The sequence below is a fragment of the Clostridium sp. MCC344 genome (assembly GCF_018785365.1).
GTDB lineage: Bacteria > Bacillota > Clostridia > Lachnospirales > Lachnospiraceae > Pilosibacter.
Genome location: NZ_WQPQ01000020.1, coordinates 92,566 through 106,967 on the forward strand (window position 1 = coordinate 92,566; position 14,402 = coordinate 106,967).

A 14,402-nucleotide genomic window follows, 5' to 3' on the forward strand; every position below is an offset into this window, starting at 1 on the left:
ATGAAGTTTGAAGATTATTTCAACGAACAGATGAAGGATCCGAAAATGAAAAAAGAGTGGGATGATATCCAGCCAGAAATGGATGTCATCCGAGCAATGATCAAAGCGCGGAACGAACAGAATCTGACGCAGAAAGAGCTGGCTGACAGAATTGGTATGAACCAGGCAGACATCTGCAAACTTGAAAACGGAACTCGAAACCCGTCTTTAAAGCTTTTAAAGAAATTAGCCAACGGATTAAACATGGATCTTCGGATCCAGTTTGTCCCACGGAAAACATCCTTACGGTAATAGCCTGTACTAAACTCTTACAGGCGAAACGGAAATACAAATAAATTCTAACGGTATATAGATAGCATCTTACAGAAATGTGAGGTGCTATTTTTTTACAACAAAATGCATAAATATGCAAATATATGTATATTTGTGCAACGCAAAATTGAATATAGAAAACAAAAAATAAAGAGAGATAAAGGAGAAATGAATCATGAGTAAGACAAGAAAATATGTAGCAGCAGTAGAGATTGAAAAAGAAATGCAGGACGCACGGAACGCAGAAGAGTTTACCGGGAAAACGGAGAAGTTAATCATCAAACAGATGGTGGACAACGCACGGATTAACTCCCGCTTCGGAGACAAAATTCTTGTAGCAATCAATCCACTTCATGTACACATTCCATCATGGCAGAGACAGTGCGATGTTGTGGCTGCAAATGAAATTGGAGCAAAATACAACAAATACAAATGGGAAGTTCCGAAACTGCTCTACTACAAGGGAATCCTGCTTTGTATTGATGGTATGCACAGAATCTATGGAGCTTTTAGAGGCAAAATCGATTCTGTTATTTGCGAAATCATCGAGTGTTCACTGGCAGAAGCAATCAAATTATTTCTGGATCAGGGAGTTGATCATAGAAAGATGTCGCAGGTTGATTATTACAGAGCCGCAATAGAGAGTGGCGATACAAACTACATTGAGTTAAAGAGAATTTGTAATTCTCACAATGTAGCGGTTAAAGGAGATCCAATCGAAAATCAGATCGGTGTGTTCACATCTATCTCAGATGGTATCCGTTCTATTCAGAGAAACGGATCCGATCTGTTAGATAAAATTGTGGATCTTATCACGAAATTGCAGTGGAATGGTTACGCAGATACCTACAACGGAAAGGCATATACAGCAAAGTTCATTCGTGTAATGCATACGCTCTATGGATATTATGCCGGAAGAGAAGACGAAATGGAGAAAATCCTTCTTGAGAAGTGCAAGGGAACGGATTTCTTTGTAAACAATCTCATGGAAAAAACACAGGGACAGGCATTCGATGCGCTGGCAGAGGTTGTTCAGTACGAAATGGAAAGTGTGTTCAAGAGATCTAATAGAGAAAAAGCAAAAGAAGCAGCGCTCAAGAAGGGAATCAGAAGCGTGAACTAATACATAGAACTGAATAATTATACATAGCCAGATCTTGCCGGTGAGTCCATCACCGGTGAGAATGTGGTCATGTATATGATCGAAAATACAAAAGGAAAGGAGAATGATTTATGAGTAGCAGAGTTCACCTTACAAAGAAAATGCGAGAATTTGTGCCGGTCTTACGGCGAAACGGATACTCGTATGCTCGATGCAGAGGAAGTCACTTTACCTATATTAATAGGCAGAGTGGAAAACACATCACAATCAACAAAGATCTGAACGATTTAGTGATGGAAAGGCTGATTAAAGAAAATTGTTTGATATAAGGAGGAGGAAACTTTATGGCAGAGCTTAGTTATGAGGTACTTTTACGGAAAGGCAATTGCGTTCTGGTTGAGAACAAGATCGCAGAAGAATACATCGTCGGAGTTGGATATAATCCAGAGGCTCCAGTTGGACAGCAATGGAGACAGGGACATTATTTCTCGTATTTGTTCAGTGACAGAGGTACTGCGCTGATGAAAGCAGTTGATTTCCTGCTCAGTCGAGCTTCTGAATACTATGTTTCAAAGGCACGGCTTGAGGAAATTGCAACGTCAGCGTTGCATGAATTAAAGGAAACCGACGAGGATTCCTTTACGGATTTTTGCGAGAACGATCTGGATCTTACAGACGAAGAGAAAGAGTGGTTCGGACTGAATGATGGAGAGGAGGACGAAGATGATGAGTGAACACCATTATTTTAATTGGAAAGATATCAAGGTAGCATACTGGGGCTTGAATGAATGGAAAAAGATAGCGAAAATGTTACATCTTGATGTCGTTAATAATGAACCATTGATTCAGAGAAAACGAGCTATTCGTGATTTCTTTAAAAGAGAATCAGAAAAAGGTGTACGCAGAGTTATCAATGGAAACGCAGATGATTGCTGGGAATCAGTCATTTGGCTTCTGGAACTTCCGAAGGAAATCAAAACGAGAGATCAGGCGGAAGATTGGTTTCAGTACAACGAACGCCTGGAATATATTCCATCTGCGTATGATTGCACAGGACAGCAGTTCACATCTTGGTACAAACTCGTTAAGAGAAGAGACAGATGGTGGTGTTATCACTGCATTTCTATTGATGTCTAGGAGATAAAAAAATGGAATTCATGAAGATTGTAAGAGAAATCTGCAACGTAGAATCTACTGATTGTAGATCTCTTAATAAAAGCGAACTGGCACGAAAATTGATGAATATGGCAAATATTCCGAAGAATGCAGAGATAACGGAGATCCCGCTTGATTGGAATAATCAAGTTGCAATTTTATTTATTATTCCAGATGATGATAATTATTATTGTTTATACGCTGGACACTGGAATAATAATATAGAAAGTATGCAGCTTGTAATTAGTGGAACTGTATACAGAAGTGAAAATAGATTTGATTTTGATTTCTATAATAAAGGAAAAGAAATCGGTTTAGATTATTTTGAGACAGTTTAAGAAATACGCTTTGGAAAGATTTTGCAGGGCACATAAAGAAAGCAACATTTCATAGGAAGATTGGAGAAAACGATTATGGTAGAGATGAATGATACAATGCAAAAGTGTTTCGATACGATGGATGATAGACAGAAAATCAGAATGTTCTATGAACTCACAAAATATATGTGTGAGAATATGGAATACGAAGAAGATGATGATATGAACAATTTGATGGATGATATTGCTAATGTTAGAAATGACATTGACAATTTATGAAACTAAGATTTCAAAAAAGGAGTGAGACAAATGGATATTGAAAAGCAGAAAGCAGAAGCAAGAGACAAAAATGATTTGGTTGATCATCTGATCGAAGTCATCGAGTCAAATGATTTACGGTATTCGTTTGAGTGGTCATGCGGTAACACAATGGAAGTTTACGACAAAGAAAAAGAAGTCGGATATGTGTTGCGTATTGACAAAATCGAGTACGACAAGAACGGAAATGCAACAAATTTATAGCGACCAGACAAAGGCAACCAGAGAATATATAACTGGTTGTTTTTTATTATGAAAAAATAGAAAGTGGGGAACGAATTATGTATGACTTTACAAAAAATGAAATGGAAATCATTAAAGACAATCTGATGTCATATATTGCAAATTTCGGCAAACCACGGATTGAGCGTGGAGATGACGGTGAGGGCTTCTATGTGTTTACTGATGATTCAGATTCATGGAGACAGTATTGTTACAACATTGACTATCTGAATGGATGGCTATATGGCTGCGTCCAGGCGGCTTGTGGGAATCCAAAACAAGATGAAAAAATGAGAGAAATGTGTGATAATGCAGGATTCAGAGAAAGATATGCAATCTTGTATGGTAAAAGAGAAACGAAAAATATCAATGGTCATAAATGCTATGTATTCACATACTCAGATAATGATGAATATCAGGATGCAAACGGAGCTTTGTATGACACAGTAACAAAAAGTTGGAGAGATTAGAAAGGCAGGTTGTTATATATGAGAGAAATTAAAGTGAAGTTATACCAGGGAGAAAATGACAGTTATGTGGAACTTTGGAGAACAGTAGAAAAACTTAATGGAAAACATAGATATTATGGAAGATACACATATGGAGATGATGGAACTTGGTATTCTGTATGCGATCCGCTTGGCTACTGTGAATTAAATGCACCAATGGCAGATGATGTAATGTTTATCTGTTGTGACGAATATGGAAACGAAGTGGTTCGCTATTCGAATGCGGATGGAAATAAACTTCCCAAACTTGAAACAGTAATCAGAGAACAATGGGACAAAGCAAAAGAAGAGTTCCGACACAATGAAGAAGATTTGAGCAAAGAGTTTTGGAGCCAGTGCTGGAATGGAGATACCACAATGAAAATAAATCAGTGGTTGTTGTCCTATAAAGATCCAGATTTATATCCTGAAAAGGCGAAAGATTATGATGTAAATTGGACAGGATGTTGGGCAGAAAAAGAAATCGGATATGAACCGATTCCAAATACAGAATTTGAGTATTTAGGCCACAAATATCAGTTCACAAAGGTAAAACATAAACACGAATATTGTGGTGTTGAATGGTATGAGTTTGTATGTACTGACTCGCCTTATGTAATGCAGGACACACCTTGGGTAAAAGATAGGACATGGATCCAGTTTTATATGTATCTTGGAAATTGGTTCGATGACAAGACTTATGGAACGATGTACGACCAGAGAACAGCAAGAGAAAAAGTGGTTGCAGCACTTATTAAAAAGTTCCCTATGAAAAATAAATGGGATAAGTTGCTTTATGTAAAAAAGAAAACTGGAAATGAATTTTACAATTGTGATTGCTGTTACGAAAAAACATATTCTGATATGGCAGATGTACTTATCAACAGAAATTATCATAGAAAGGATATTGATCATCTTTGTAAGTTCATCAACAAGGAAACAGAAGGAATTGTGTTTGCAAGCAACAGAGGTAATAAGCACGCAATTAAGCAGACATATCCAGATATTTATGATTATGATAATTGTCTATTGTAAGAATTGAGGTGATTAATACGCAAACTATTGATAAATCTGTCACACCTGACGGAATAGAAATTGAACTTAGAGATTTAAGTGGAAAACATAAGCTACCAGATTATAACGGATTGGCGATCTATTTCTGTGCCGTAGCGAAGAAAACATTTCCACCAAATAAGGGATGGTATGCACAGGAAGGAAAGGAATTTCGTTCATGTATCTGTTACTACAAAAATTATACATCAGATATGTTAAAGGCAGATTATGAAGCATTAAAGGATGGTACAAAAACTCTTGCAGATTTAAAAGAACATCTTTGGAATCATCAGAGAGATTGTTATGTACTTGGATTATAAGGAGGTAAAGTGTATGTTTAAATGTGAAATTAAGACAGGCAACGCAGCATTTTGTGATCCGTATACGGGAGAAGAAGATGAACATTTTGAAGGTTTTGAATTAAATAGAATCCTTGATGAAATCAAGATGAAAATCGCAGAAGGTTATACATATGGAACTTGTCTTGATATCAACGGAAATAAAATTGGAAAATGGAGTCGCTAAAATTGAAAGTGCGGAGGCGGAGAACTATGCGACAAGAGAAAAATAAAAGAGTTCAAGTAGATATGTGGTATGGAAACGTAAAAGAAGAAGCCGATGGAATCAGTATCACATTTTATCCGAACAGCGGCGAATATCGCGGGAATATCTATAAAGATGGGAAGATCATCGGTGATTATACTTGTGAAAGTTCAGTGGAACTCGAAGATGCGTTCCCCCAGTTGGAGTTTAACTGGGATTAACATAGAAACGAGGTGAAATTATGGAAAATGACTTTATGTACGGAGAATTAAAGAGATGTAAAGAGGACGAGGTAAGACCTTGCCCATTTTGTGGCAGTAAAGAAATTGTTATAGACAAATATAAGATGGCCGCTGGTGAAAGGTTTAGAGTTATTTGCTTTGGATGTTTGGCAATGATCGATCCAGGATGGGCGCAGCAAGCATGTGATGTGATAGACATGTGGAATAAGAGAGTTTGAATTTGTAATTTTAAATGGAAGGAGTGTGTTTGTATGGATAAGGAAAGATATCAGAAATATGTAGAAATTACAAAGAGAGTAGAAAACGAAGATCTTTACAGCGGAGAGAGAATAAGTCTGTTAATGGATATTGAAAGTGCGGATCGGAAATTCCATTTAAGATTAGACGATTGGTTGAAGGCAGATGAATTTAATTTTGCTCATGATTTGTACGGAATTATGAACAACATCAATAGAATTGAATTTCCTGCAATAGATTTTGGATTATTTATTCCAAGATTCGCAGGTAAGTAATACAGAGAATAATAAAGCAGATGCAGAAATGTGTCTGCTTTATTTATTAGAAAGTGTGGAAACTAATGAAAAGTTACGAAGATGCAATTCTGGACTATCAGGAAAGTGAAAAGGATGAATGTGCAGCGTGTGAATTTGCAGATGCAGAAAAATGTAAAAATCAGTGCATGGAAATTCATTCCGCTTACAATCCAAATTTACGGAGGTAGAAACATGGGAATCATTTATGATAAAAATGCAAAAGAAAAAGAACTGTACTCGGCATACGGTCTCACCGTATATGGAAAAGAAAACAGATACGATTCAATATGGTCACCGGATGTAAAATCTGTACTCATCACGTTACGGATTTCAGACGGAGAGAAAGATTTGGTCGATGAATATCTCGGAAATAACTGTATTTTCCCAGGTACGTTCGAATTAACGATTGATAATTTTCTGTGGTGGATCCAAAAAGACAAGCCGGACAATTATGATATCAAATCACATATCCTTAAATGTCTGTGTAGTAGCAACTGTTTGTTTAATACTCAGATCGAGAACAGAAAACGTAAAGAAGAACGAGAAAAAGCCGAGGAAGATAGAAGCAAGAAATTAGCCGAAGAACGCAAAGAAAAGGTAGAAGCGATTAAACGGTACTGCAAAAATAAGCATCTTGTTTTTTGTCAGAACTGGAGAGGAGTTTATTTGTTCGAGGTTGATAATGAACGTGCAAAAGAAACGCTTGAAAGTGCTGATTCTGATCGGCTTGACAGTTATGTGAATTATATGAAAAAGAACAGCGTTGTAGATGCAAGGCTTGTTACAGATGGAAGCTTAGATGATATTTATGAATATATTCGGAGGTAATACATATGGCAGAAATTAGAATTAATACAACCGGTGATGGATGTTGGTGGTTATATGGAAGTTCGGAAGCTTGGAAAGATTATGTCGGCTGCGAGGATTTTAATGAGCAGGTAGTCCTGTATGGAAACAGAGATTACAGTGGAATTGAAGAGGCATCTTGGTATCAGAAGGCAAAAGAAATCATCGATGATATCAACAATTATGATGATTATCCAGATGATATGTCTGAGGAAAATAAAGAAAAAATCAGAGAGATTTTGGATTATTCGCATGACGATGTTCCGGTGGAAGTGTTACGGATTTTATATCCTGATGACGAGTTTAAAACCGGCACTATTTGCGGCTATTCTCAGGGAGATTGGGAGTATTACATCGTTAAAGGAGACGTTGATGTAGAGCGGCTTGAAGCGTATTACTTCGGCAATGTTGTAGATATCTTTCTGAAAGACAACGAAGAAGAATATGGTGATGTAATGACATGCGAAGAACTTTGGGATGCCGAAAGAGAAGGATATGAAAAGGTATTTAGAGAGCGATACGAAATTCCTGAAGATGAAGAGTTGAAGATCTATGTGGCTGATGGACATGTACAAACACTGAATTGGAAAATGGTGAGTTAGGAGGCACGGCATGAGAAGTACGATAGAATACGGAAACAGCATTGTCGATATTGTGCATGGAATTTATAAAGAACTTCCTGACTGGTATGGAATTTCAGATATTGGATTTGTGTGGCATGGAACGCAGGCCGATCCAGAAATCGAGTACAAAGGTCATCGAATTAACAGCGTGGTCATTGAGGATACGATGTGGGAAAGATGGATTTACGATAATGACGGAAACCTTCTTCCAGAAAGAGAAAATGATGATGATGGATTCTCTCGGTTTATGAGAGATAATGCAGATGAAGTTAGGGGATTGATTGATTTTGTGATGAAAAACGAGGGAAAATAAATGAAAATGGAGCAACTAATGGAAATCAGTGCAGGAGATATAAGCCAGAGTATTAAAAACCAGATTATTACAGTTTATGAAAGGGAAAATATTCCTGGCTTAAACGGATTCGCACTTACATGGGAAGAATTGTGTAAAGATACAGAGGAATTAGATTGGGAGATTTTAGATATTATGACACATCCACGGAAATATGCGGCGCTGTTAAAAGTGTTCGCCTATTTTCAGGGTATGATGTTGAAATAGCAATTTCAAATGGAAAGGATAGCCGATTTATATGAAAATTAAAACATGGATAAAGTATGAAGAGAGTTATTTGCCACCGAGATGTAGAAAATTAAGATATAAAAAATGTGAAGATTATATTAACGCTAATCTTATAGAAACCTCCATGGATGATGTAAAACTTGCTTTTGAAGATAATTCATATTCAGGAAAAGGAAATATTTATTATTTTAAAAACAAGCTGTGGAGTAAGGTTGAAAAGAGTCATCTTATAGCAGGAGATACAGAAAAATACAAAGATGCATTAGAAATATTGAAATATTTGAATGAACACTATTCTTGGTACTTTCCGAGATTATGGAGAGACGGAGAGCATCCTGATAGAAAACACATACTTAGTGTTGTAAGAAAAGAAATGAAAAAATATCTTTTGATTGATGGAGTTTTGTATAAACAGACTGCTGAACCTCGATATGTAGTAAATACATTTGGATTAGGTCATAATCATGGTGGCACAGGAATGTTTTGTGAATATTTTTATAATGATAATATTGGAAAACAGAATTATTTTTCAGCATTAGAAGGTGATAAAGCGGTTGCTTACGCAAATTATGTGGCAAAAAGACGAGGTGATACAGATGATGTTGGAAAATTTGAACCCTTTATTATTTGTCATATGCCAGAATTAGTAAAGGTAAAACCTAATAAGCAGCATGGAGATGGAAATAAATTTTTAAATGAAATTGAAAATATGATTTGTAATACAGATAATGTTATGGAAGCAGGATTACTTGCAATGTATATGTGTAATAAGGAGTGATTATATATGACAGTAAAAGAATTAAATAGAGATCAGTTACACGAACTGAAACAGGCATATTATTCAGAACTTGTAAATGAAGGTACTTTTGCAGAAGTGATGGGAGTTAATATTAATGAACCGTCATATGAAATGATTGCAAGTATTGATGAATATGTTAGTGATGAATTTATTTATGAACACTATGATGGATATAGTTTTACAGAAGATGATTTTTTCTGTAGTGCGGAAAGGAGTGCTTAATATGTTGGATATTTCAAATTTATACGCATATAGGATTGATGAATTGGCTGTTGGAATAGTAAAGGCAGAATCTTATGAAGATGCAAGACAAAAAGTAAAGGTAGCTTATTTAAAACACAATGATTGTTTTGATCCAGAAAGAGATTTTATAGAGTTAAAACAAATTGCAGAAAATGATTCATGGTTTAGTGATAATCCTGATGTAGTTGAAGTCGATGAATTAATATAGAAGTGGAGTGACAGACGTGAATTATACTTATTTTGGAAATAGAATTGAAAGAAGCTCATTAGGAAATATGGGGTTACAGTTATTAGAATCTCAAGAGAAATTAGTTTATCAGGAATATGAAGTTGAGAATCTTAGAATTAAAGCAGCTATGTATAAAGCATATTTCTTTCGTAATTCCATATTAGCAGAAAAATTAGAAAAACAAAGTGAAGAAAATAGAGATGCACTTATCGGAGAGTTTGATGGTTTTTCATATGCAAGTTGGAGAGCTAATGCTGTATATAGAACGCTTGAAAATATGTGCGATGAAGGACTATTAACTGAAAAAGAATATAGAGAATGCAAAGTATGAAACAGTTATTTTAAATGAAACGGAGGAGAATCAATATGAAGAAAATTATCAATGGAAAAATGTATAACACAGAGACGGCAAAGGCACTTGCAACATCTTATCACGGAACGCCAGGAGATTTTAGCTACTATGAAGAGACTCTATACAAAAAGAAAACTGGTGAGTATTTCTTATATGGAATCGGTGGTGCTGCAAGTCCATATTCACAGAGTTGTGGACAGAACAGTTGGTCTGGCGGTGATGGATTTGAACCGCTTACGGAAAACGCAGTGCACAAATGGGCAGAGAAAAATATTTCTGCAGATGAATACTGTGAACTTTTTGGAGAACCGGAAGAGTAGGAAGCAAACGAGATGAAAAAATATGGAATTGTATTAAAAGAAAAACATTTTACAGATGGTCTGACGGCAAATGAGATTATGGAGCTGTTAGATATGTTTGCTGGAAATACAGAAGTTTTTCCAATCGAGCTTGAGGCAAGATATCAGGAATCTTCCGCCATGGGATTCATTACAACAGATGCGGCAGAAGAAATGGATTTCGATTATGAGTCTTCTGGATTACATGATTTTATTGCTGTAATTTTGGATGATATGGAAAACGAAAATGCTGATCACGAATACGAGTTTCGTGGCGTAAAAATCTATATGGACAGATAGGGAGGTAGACATATGGTAGTAACAGGAAAACGGAACGAATTTACGGTTGGCGATTTTCTTAGCAAGATCGCTGACAATTATCTGGAGATTCGGATCAACGAATATAAAAACGATGTACATACAGGGAGACGGTGGATTATTCCACGGCATGGGAAATTAACTACTGAGATTCCTGATGATGTATTGGAAGCGAAGGTATCAATGATTGTACTGTATTTTGACGGGATGAGCATTGAGATTGAGGGAAAATAAAACAAGAGTTTCATTGGCAGAATTAGAAAGGGATAAGTGATTATATGAAAATGTATGATTATAGTAATTTATTGCAGGCTGTAAGAGAAACAAATACAAACAAAATTGTAGCGGAAAACAATAGAATAGCAGATAAGAAAAACGCTTTATCAAAATTAGAAATGAAGTTAAAAGCAAGTGGTTTATTAGATGATTGGTATGATTTAAAAAGACTTTGTAGAGAAGCAAATGTAAGAATTATGCCTTATGGTGGATGGGACGAAGAGAAACAGGGAGTATTGATGAATGATTCTCAATACTTTGAAGATAATGGGATGTTTATGAAGTGCATGAGTTCTGGTTCTCATTGGTCTGATTACTTCGGATTTTCTTATAAGGATAGAGAGTTTAAATGGAAAATCTGTCACATTACATCATCTACATTATTCAATGGTTTTGATGATGAAGTGAGTGAACTTAACACAAAAATTAAACTGATTGAATTATTCATGGAAAGGTATGAAGAATATAGAAATATTCAGTTACAAAGAATTTACATGAAAATAGGTAAAATCACAGAAGAAACTATGGCGATTAAAAGCGATAGATAATTAATGAAATGAGGATTTCAGAAGAAAGCGAGGGTAAAATATGACAAGAGAAAGGGCAACTAAAATTGTAAATGACTTTTTTAGCGAAATGAACCCTACTTTATGGGACGGAAATAGTAATAAGCCAGAAACATTTGATGAACGTCCTTGGCAATGTGAATTAGCCGATGGTATAAATCTCGAAATTACTTTTGCGTATGATGAAGAAGATGGATGGCATCATTATTGCGATTTAGTTTACACAAAAGATAACAGTTCTTTTGACTTAATGAGCGGTTATGGAATTGATTCTAAACTAAATGTGATAGATACAGTAATGGATATATGTAGAGATTACAAATAGGATAAAACGTAGATTTAGTTGTATGAAAGAGAGGTAGATATTATGAGTGGAATGTTTATGCTTCCAGGAATGTTTTATAATCATATTAAGGATTCAAAATTAAAAATGCCAGAGGATTTTGAAAATTACAATCCAGAAGAGTATCCTCATTTTCACGTATTTATGCTTACACATTTAGGACAGCTAATTGATATTGCTGCATTAAAAGGTAACGCAAATATCATAGCTGACATTCCAGAGAATGCTATCAAAAGTGTGACGCTTAATGATTTAATGAAAAAGGGTGTTGTGTTTGGAACTGGCGATTTAGTATGAAACGGAAATTTTATGAGGTGATTATATGAAGATATTGTATTACATTGGATTTGTTTTATTGTCCTTTATAACTTTGGGCGCAATAGATATAGATATTACATTTTCAAATGGACAGCATTTAATTAGAACTGGTTGGTTGGGATTTATCTTAAGTAGATGAAAAGCAAGTTTTAAGGAGGTGATTATATATAGAGAGAATTACTGATATTATAAAAAAATGGAAAAATGAAGCAGGATTAAAAAATACTGATATTATTCTAATAAGTGCTTGTCCCACTGTCAGAGAAACATTAAAAATTTGTACCAATAAACCTGGATGGATGATTGGAAAGGCTGGATGTTTATATAATAAATATAAAGACATTATTCTCAAACAATATCCACATATTAAACAAATTGATTTTATTGAAACTGAAACTTGGTATATCAGATGAAAGCATATTAGAAAGGTAATTAACTATGGAAGAGAAAATTTTAGAGTTTTGCAAAGAGTATTTCAAACAGCATGGATATGCTCCATCATCACGGGAAATTGGAGACGGAGTTGGTCTTGGAAGCACATCGTCAGTAAATTTACATATGAATCGGTTGTATGATTTAGGGTTGATTGCCAGCGATCATAGAGGGCTGCCACGGGCATTTCGAGTCGTAGGAATGACAGTTGTGAATGAAAAATAAACAGATGAAAACCGCATTTCAGGAGGTGTGATTATGGAGCCGAAAATTGTAGGAATTATGTTCGAACACAGCGATAAAACTGTAAGCTATTGGGACGGATTTAGCCTTACAGATGATGATCAAGAAACAATGGGAGCGGTGTTATCAAAGTATAATACTGAAGGTTATTCAGTGAGAGGAACATTGAATGACGTATTAAATGAACTTATAAAATAAAGTTTTCAGAGGGAAAGATATGAATAAGAAAAAATTAATGCATATTCTTATGAGGTCGTTAAAAGAAAATTGGTGTTCAGTAAACATTGATAAAAATGGAAAAGTAAGTGCATGGACTGATAGTGAAATTGCGGCTAACGCATTAACAGAAATTCTTTATGATATCGGTTTGGTAGAATATCATGATCCAAACACAAAAAATCCAGACTATCGTAGAGATGACATCGTTGTCGAAGGTTTTTGGAGAGCTAACTTTATCGAATTATAAAAATAACAGAATAAAATAGAGAATCAAAGAGTGTAGGGAAACCGGCACTCTTATTTTTATGCAAAAAATTGGAGGATTACATATGAAAGCATATAAATTATTGCGGAAGTTGTCGGATGGGAAACTGTATCCGTTATTCATTCACAAGACACATACAACTCCATTCGGAGAATGGATGCAGGCAGAATGTTATCCAACAAAGGGATTTGCTGTTCGGAAAGGATGGCACTGCTGTTTCACCCCTGTAGCGCCGCATCTTTCTATGAGACTTGCAAACGGAGAACAGCGTGTCTGGGTTGAGTGTGAAGTTGAGGATTTTACTACATATAATCGTCCTGAAAGTCAGGGTGGAACATGGATCCTGGCACAGAGAATGAAAATCAATAGAGAACTTACAGAAGACGAAGTTGCGGCAATTATCGGTGGAGTGGCTGCATAAAACAAAAATGGAGGAAAACATGGGAGTATCGAGAGATTTGGTAGAAGAATTGGTAGCATCATTCCGAGAGAAAGATGTGTGGAGCATGGCAGATTGCGAAAAATTATGTTGGTTTGCCGGTATGGAAGATGAATGGAAACGAGCTGACGGAGAGAACTTCGAAGCAGTTTTGTACAAGGCAGCTAACAAACTTGGTGTTGAAATTTAAGGAGTGGTGATATGGAAGATAATGGAGCAGTAGCAGTTTTAATTGGACTTTTTGTTTTGAGCTTGTTAATGGGCATTTGTCCACTTATTACACTTGGAATGATTATTTACGCAGTAATCGGCTGCTTTAAGGGGTGATGGAAAAATGATTCTAACGAACTTTCAAAAGGTTTGTATTGTTGGGTATTTTTTATTGTGGCTTATGTGTCCAGAATTATTGTTTGGAATTCTTGTCGTAGCGGTTGTGTTGAAGTTTTTACTTGGATAAGGAGATTTTATGAAAATATTTTTATTATTAACATTTGTTTGTTTTGCTCTTTTTGCACCAATTGAAACACTCATAGAAGTAATACCTGGATTAAGTATTATTGCTATTATTGTGACAGAAATGAGTGGAAATTAAAGTGGGGTGATGATATGTATAAGAAGTTAGATGTGTATGTAAATGGAAAATATGAGTTTTCGACTAACCGGTACAGAACACCGAGCGAATTACGGA

General features: G+C 35.6%; 35 protein-coding genes. All 35 read left to right on the forward strand.

What is annotated here, in order from left to right:
- The 35 genes from GPK90_RS04920 to GPK90_RS19375 all read left to right on the forward strand — a co-directional run bounded on the left by GPK90_RS04920 (position 1) and on the right by GPK90_RS19375 (position 14,306).
- Positions 1-291: a helix-turn-helix domain-containing protein gene (locus tag GPK90_RS04920; RefSeq protein ID WP_252197350.1), complete on the forward strand. Its 291-nt coding sequence runs from the start codon at positions 1-3 to the stop codon at positions 289-291.
- Positions 292-487: 196 nt separating this feature from the next.
- Positions 488-1,435 carry a DUF6551 family protein gene (locus GPK90_RS04925; RefSeq protein WP_215702332.1) on the forward strand — a complete coding sequence of 316 codons (948 nt, stop codon included), beginning with the start codon at positions 488-490 and terminating at the stop codon, positions 1,433-1,435.
- A gap of 323 nt (positions 1,436-1,758) precedes the next feature.
- The gene (locus GPK90_RS04930) at positions 1,759-2,148 is read left to right on the forward strand and encodes a hypothetical protein (protein ID WP_215702333.1); all 390 of its coding nucleotides are present in this window, start codon (positions 1,759-1,761) and stop codon (positions 2,146-2,148) included.
- A complete protein-coding gene (locus GPK90_RS04935; RefSeq protein WP_215702334.1) occupies positions 2,138-2,551 on the forward strand; it encodes a hypothetical protein in 414 nt (137 codons plus the stop codon). The genes GPK90_RS04930 and GPK90_RS04935 overlap by 11 nt, the downstream gene beginning before the upstream one ends.
- 11 nt (positions 2,552-2,562) lie before the next feature.
- Positions 2,563-2,907, forward strand: a complete 345-nt coding sequence (locus GPK90_RS04940) for a hypothetical protein (RefSeq protein WP_215702335.1) — start codon at positions 2,563-2,565, stop codon at positions 2,905-2,907.
- A 75-nt stretch (positions 2,908-2,982) separates the two neighbouring features.
- Positions 2,983-3,165: a hypothetical protein gene (locus tag GPK90_RS04945; RefSeq protein WP_215702336.1), complete on the forward strand. Its 183-nt coding sequence runs from the start codon at positions 2,983-2,985 to the stop codon at positions 3,163-3,165.
- Positions 3,166-3,195: 30 nt separating this feature from the next.
- Positions 3,196-3,408: a hypothetical protein gene (locus GPK90_RS04950; RefSeq protein ID WP_215702337.1), complete on the forward strand. Its 213-nt coding sequence runs from the start codon at positions 3,196-3,198 to the stop codon at positions 3,406-3,408.
- 77 nt (positions 3,409-3,485) lie between these two features.
- The gene (locus GPK90_RS04955; protein WP_215702338.1) at positions 3,486-3,896 is read left to right on the forward strand and encodes a hypothetical protein; all 411 of its coding nucleotides are present in this window, start codon (positions 3,486-3,488) and stop codon (positions 3,894-3,896) included.
- A gap of 18 nt (positions 3,897-3,914) precedes the next feature.
- A complete protein-coding gene (locus GPK90_RS04960; RefSeq protein WP_215702339.1) occupies positions 3,915-4,949 on the forward strand; it encodes a hypothetical protein in 1,035 nt (344 codons plus the stop codon).
- Complete coding sequence (locus GPK90_RS04965; protein ID WP_215702340.1) at positions 4,937-5,287, forward strand: hypothetical protein; 351 nt, start codon at positions 4,937-4,939, stop codon at positions 5,285-5,287. Before GPK90_RS04960 ends, GPK90_RS04965 begins: the two co-directional genes overlap by 13 nt.
- A gap of 13 nt (positions 5,288-5,300) precedes the next feature.
- Positions 5,301-5,492, forward strand: coding sequence for a hypothetical protein (locus tag GPK90_RS04970; RefSeq protein ID WP_215702341.1), 192 nt, complete (start codon positions 5,301-5,303; stop codon positions 5,490-5,492).
- A 26-nt stretch (positions 5,493-5,518) separates the two neighbouring features.
- Positions 5,519-5,731, forward strand: coding sequence for a hypothetical protein (locus tag GPK90_RS04975; RefSeq protein ID WP_215702342.1), 213 nt, complete (start codon positions 5,519-5,521; stop codon positions 5,729-5,731).
- A gap of 20 nt (positions 5,732-5,751) precedes the next feature.
- The gene (locus tag GPK90_RS04980) at positions 5,752-5,970 is read left to right on the forward strand and encodes a Lar family restriction alleviation protein (protein ID WP_215702343.1); all 219 of its coding nucleotides are present in this window, start codon (positions 5,752-5,754) and stop codon (positions 5,968-5,970) included.
- Positions 5,971-6,003: 33 nt separating this feature from the next.
- A complete protein-coding gene (locus GPK90_RS04985; RefSeq protein WP_215702344.1) occupies positions 6,004-6,264 on the forward strand; it encodes a DUF6874 family protein in 261 nt (86 codons plus the stop codon).
- A gap of 213 nt (positions 6,265-6,477) precedes the next feature.
- The gene (locus GPK90_RS04990) at positions 6,478-7,113 is read left to right on the forward strand and encodes a hypothetical protein (RefSeq protein ID WP_215702345.1); all 636 of its coding nucleotides are present in this window, start codon (positions 6,478-6,480) and stop codon (positions 7,111-7,113) included.
- A 5-nt stretch (positions 7,114-7,118) separates the two neighbouring features.
- Positions 7,119-7,733, forward strand: coding sequence for a hypothetical protein (locus tag GPK90_RS04995; RefSeq protein WP_215702346.1), 615 nt, complete (start codon positions 7,119-7,121; stop codon positions 7,731-7,733).
- A gap of 10 nt (positions 7,734-7,743) precedes the next feature.
- A complete protein-coding gene (locus GPK90_RS05000) occupies positions 7,744-8,067 on the forward strand; it encodes a hypothetical protein (RefSeq protein WP_215702347.1) in 324 nt (107 codons plus the stop codon).
- A complete protein-coding gene (locus tag GPK90_RS05005; RefSeq protein ID WP_215702348.1) occupies positions 8,068-8,313 on the forward strand; it encodes a hypothetical protein in 246 nt (81 codons plus the stop codon).
- A gap of 31 nt (positions 8,314-8,344) precedes the next feature.
- Positions 8,345-9,112, forward strand: coding sequence for a hypothetical protein (locus GPK90_RS05010; protein ID WP_215702349.1), 768 nt, complete (start codon positions 8,345-8,347; stop codon positions 9,110-9,112).
- Between the two features lie 6 nt (positions 9,113-9,118).
- Positions 9,119-9,355: a hypothetical protein gene (locus GPK90_RS05015; protein WP_215702350.1), complete on the forward strand. Its 237-nt coding sequence runs from the start codon at positions 9,119-9,121 to the stop codon at positions 9,353-9,355.
- Position 9,356: 1 nt separating this feature from the next.
- Entirely contained in the window at positions 9,357-9,584 is a 228-nt protein-coding gene (locus GPK90_RS05020) for a hypothetical protein (RefSeq protein WP_215702351.1), read from the forward strand.
- Between the two features lie 16 nt (positions 9,585-9,600).
- Positions 9,601-9,936, forward strand: a complete 336-nt coding sequence (locus GPK90_RS05025) for a hypothetical protein (protein ID WP_215702352.1) — start codon at positions 9,601-9,603, stop codon at positions 9,934-9,936.
- Positions 9,937-9,971: 35 nt separating this feature from the next.
- Positions 9,972-10,277, forward strand: coding sequence for a hypothetical protein (locus tag GPK90_RS05030; protein ID WP_215702353.1), 306 nt, complete (start codon positions 9,972-9,974; stop codon positions 10,275-10,277).
- A 12-nt stretch (positions 10,278-10,289) separates the two neighbouring features.
- Positions 10,290-10,595 (forward strand): hypothetical protein, encoded by a 306-nt coding sequence (locus GPK90_RS05035; protein ID WP_215702354.1) that lies wholly within the window; start codon positions 10,290-10,292, stop codon positions 10,593-10,595.
- Between the two features lie 12 nt (positions 10,596-10,607).
- Entirely contained in the window at positions 10,608-10,847 is a 240-nt protein-coding gene (locus GPK90_RS05040; protein ID WP_215702355.1) for a hypothetical protein, read from the forward strand.
- A gap of 44 nt (positions 10,848-10,891) precedes the next feature.
- Complete coding sequence (locus GPK90_RS05045) at positions 10,892-11,437, forward strand: hypothetical protein (protein WP_215702356.1); 546 nt, start codon at positions 10,892-10,894, stop codon at positions 11,435-11,437.
- Positions 11,438-11,477: 40 nt separating this feature from the next.
- The gene (locus GPK90_RS05050; RefSeq protein ID WP_215702357.1) at positions 11,478-11,780 is read left to right on the forward strand and encodes a hypothetical protein; all 303 of its coding nucleotides are present in this window, start codon (positions 11,478-11,480) and stop codon (positions 11,778-11,780) included.
- 42 nt (positions 11,781-11,822) lie between these two features.
- Entirely contained in the window at positions 11,823-12,095 is a 273-nt protein-coding gene (locus tag GPK90_RS05055) for a hypothetical protein (RefSeq protein ID WP_215702358.1), read from the forward strand.
- Positions 12,096-12,554: 459 nt separating this feature from the next.
- A complete protein-coding gene (locus GPK90_RS05060) occupies positions 12,555-12,773 on the forward strand; it encodes a LexA family protein (protein WP_215702359.1) in 219 nt (72 codons plus the stop codon).
- Positions 12,774-12,806: 33 nt separating this feature from the next.
- Complete coding sequence (locus tag GPK90_RS05065; RefSeq protein WP_215702360.1) at positions 12,807-12,989, forward strand: hypothetical protein; 183 nt, start codon at positions 12,807-12,809, stop codon at positions 12,987-12,989.
- A 19-nt stretch (positions 12,990-13,008) separates the two neighbouring features.
- The gene (locus GPK90_RS05070; RefSeq protein ID WP_215702361.1) at positions 13,009-13,257 is read left to right on the forward strand and encodes a hypothetical protein; all 249 of its coding nucleotides are present in this window, start codon (positions 13,009-13,011) and stop codon (positions 13,255-13,257) included.
- 82 nt (positions 13,258-13,339) lie between these two features.
- Positions 13,340-13,696 (forward strand): hypothetical protein, encoded by a 357-nt coding sequence (locus tag GPK90_RS05075; RefSeq protein ID WP_215702362.1) that lies wholly within the window; start codon positions 13,340-13,342, stop codon positions 13,694-13,696.
- Between the two features lie 19 nt (positions 13,697-13,715).
- On the forward strand, positions 13,716-13,904 hold the full coding sequence (locus GPK90_RS05080; RefSeq protein ID WP_215702363.1) for a hypothetical protein: 189 nt from the start codon (positions 13,716-13,718) through the stop codon (positions 13,902-13,904).
- Between the two features lie 11 nt (positions 13,905-13,915).
- Entirely contained in the window at positions 13,916-14,041 is a 126-nt protein-coding gene (locus tag GPK90_RS19370) for a hypothetical protein (RefSeq protein WP_275950562.1), read from the forward strand.
- A 139-nt stretch (positions 14,042-14,180) separates the two neighbouring features.
- A complete protein-coding gene (locus GPK90_RS19375; protein WP_275950563.1) occupies positions 14,181-14,306 on the forward strand; it encodes a hypothetical protein in 126 nt (41 codons plus the stop codon).
- Positions 14,307-14,402 lie beyond the last annotated feature (96 nt).

Bases quoted from the DNA above. Each gene is read 5' to 3' on its own strand.
- GPK90_RS05005 (WP_215702348.1), top strand. From the start codon at position 8,068: ATGAAAATGGAGCAACTAATGGAAATCAGTGCAGGAGATATAAGCCAG.
- GPK90_RS05030 (WP_215702353.1), top strand. From the start codon at position 9,972: ATGAAGAAAATTATCAATGGAAAAATGTATAACACAGAGACGGCAAAG.
- GPK90_RS04930 (WP_215702333.1), top strand. From the start codon at position 1,759: ATGGCAGAGCTTAGTTATGAGGTACTTTTACGGAAAGGCAATTGCGTT.
- GPK90_RS05035 (WP_215702354.1), top strand. From the start codon at position 10,290: ATGAAAAAATATGGAATTGTATTAAAAGAAAAACATTTTACAGATGGT.
- GPK90_RS05055 (WP_215702358.1), top strand. From the start codon at position 11,823: ATGAGTGGAATGTTTATGCTTCCAGGAATGTTTTATAATCATATTAAG.
- GPK90_RS05080 (WP_215702363.1), top strand. From the start codon at position 13,716: ATGGGAGTATCGAGAGATTTGGTAGAAGAATTGGTAGCATCATTCCGA.
- GPK90_RS04935 (WP_215702334.1), top strand. From the start codon at position 2,138: ATGATGAGTGAACACCATTATTTTAATTGGAAAGATATCAAGGTAGCA.
- GPK90_RS19375 (WP_275950563.1), top strand. From the start codon at position 14,181: ATGAAAATATTTTTATTATTAACATTTGTTTGTTTTGCTCTTTTTGCA.
- GPK90_RS05040 (WP_215702355.1), top strand. From the start codon at position 10,608: ATGGTAGTAACAGGAAAACGGAACGAATTTACGGTTGGCGATTTTCTT.
- GPK90_RS04945 (WP_215702336.1), top strand. From the start codon at position 2,983: ATGGTAGAGATGAATGATACAATGCAAAAGTGTTTCGATACGATGGAT.
- GPK90_RS05045 (WP_215702356.1), top strand. From the start codon at position 10,892: ATGAAAATGTATGATTATAGTAATTTATTGCAGGCTGTAAGAGAAACA.
- GPK90_RS05070 (WP_215702361.1), top strand. From the start codon at position 13,009: ATGAATAAGAAAAAATTAATGCATATTCTTATGAGGTCGTTAAAAGAA.
- GPK90_RS05075 (WP_215702362.1), top strand. From the start codon at position 13,340: ATGAAAGCATATAAATTATTGCGGAAGTTGTCGGATGGGAAACTGTAT.
- GPK90_RS04975 (WP_215702342.1), top strand. From the start codon at position 5,519: ATGCGACAAGAGAAAAATAAAAGAGTTCAAGTAGATATGTGGTATGGA.
- GPK90_RS05065 (WP_215702360.1), top strand. From the start codon at position 12,807: ATGGAGCCGAAAATTGTAGGAATTATGTTCGAACACAGCGATAAAACT.
- GPK90_RS19370 (WP_275950562.1), top strand. From the start codon at position 13,916: ATGGAAGATAATGGAGCAGTAGCAGTTTTAATTGGACTTTTTGTTTTG.
- GPK90_RS05010 (WP_215702349.1), top strand. From the start codon at position 8,345: ATGAAAATTAAAACATGGATAAAGTATGAAGAGAGTTATTTGCCACCG.
- GPK90_RS04940 (WP_215702335.1), top strand. From the start codon at position 2,563: ATGGAATTCATGAAGATTGTAAGAGAAATCTGCAACGTAGAATCTACT.
- GPK90_RS04955 (WP_215702338.1), top strand. From the start codon at position 3,486: ATGTATGACTTTACAAAAAATGAAATGGAAATCATTAAAGACAATCTG.
- GPK90_RS04920 (WP_252197350.1), top strand. From the start codon at position 1: ATGAAGTTTGAAGATTATTTCAACGAACAGATGAAGGATCCGAAAATG.
- GPK90_RS05000 (WP_215702347.1), top strand. From the start codon at position 7,744: ATGAGAAGTACGATAGAATACGGAAACAGCATTGTCGATATTGTGCAT.
- GPK90_RS05060 (WP_215702359.1), top strand. From the start codon at position 12,555: ATGGAAGAGAAAATTTTAGAGTTTTGCAAAGAGTATTTCAAACAGCAT.
- GPK90_RS05020 (WP_215702351.1), top strand. From the start codon at position 9,357: ATGTTGGATATTTCAAATTTATACGCATATAGGATTGATGAATTGGCT.
- GPK90_RS04970 (WP_215702341.1), top strand. From the start codon at position 5,301: ATGTTTAAATGTGAAATTAAGACAGGCAACGCAGCATTTTGTGATCCG.
- GPK90_RS04960 (WP_215702339.1), top strand. From the start codon at position 3,915: ATGAGAGAAATTAAAGTGAAGTTATACCAGGGAGAAAATGACAGTTAT.
- GPK90_RS04990 (WP_215702345.1), top strand. From the start codon at position 6,478: ATGGGAATCATTTATGATAAAAATGCAAAAGAAAAAGAACTGTACTCG.
- GPK90_RS04985 (WP_215702344.1), top strand. From the start codon at position 6,004: ATGGATAAGGAAAGATATCAGAAATATGTAGAAATTACAAAGAGAGTA.
- GPK90_RS05050 (WP_215702357.1), top strand. From the start codon at position 11,478: ATGACAAGAGAAAGGGCAACTAAAATTGTAAATGACTTTTTTAGCGAA.
- GPK90_RS04980 (WP_215702343.1), top strand. From the start codon at position 5,752: ATGGAAAATGACTTTATGTACGGAGAATTAAAGAGATGTAAAGAGGAC.
- GPK90_RS05015 (WP_215702350.1), top strand. From the start codon at position 9,119: ATGACAGTAAAAGAATTAAATAGAGATCAGTTACACGAACTGAAACAG.
- GPK90_RS04925 (WP_215702332.1), top strand. From the start codon at position 488: ATGAGTAAGACAAGAAAATATGTAGCAGCAGTAGAGATTGAAAAAGAA.
- GPK90_RS04950 (WP_215702337.1), top strand. From the start codon at position 3,196: ATGGATATTGAAAAGCAGAAAGCAGAAGCAAGAGACAAAAATGATTTG.
- GPK90_RS04995 (WP_215702346.1), top strand. From the start codon at position 7,119: ATGGCAGAAATTAGAATTAATACAACCGGTGATGGATGTTGGTGGTTA.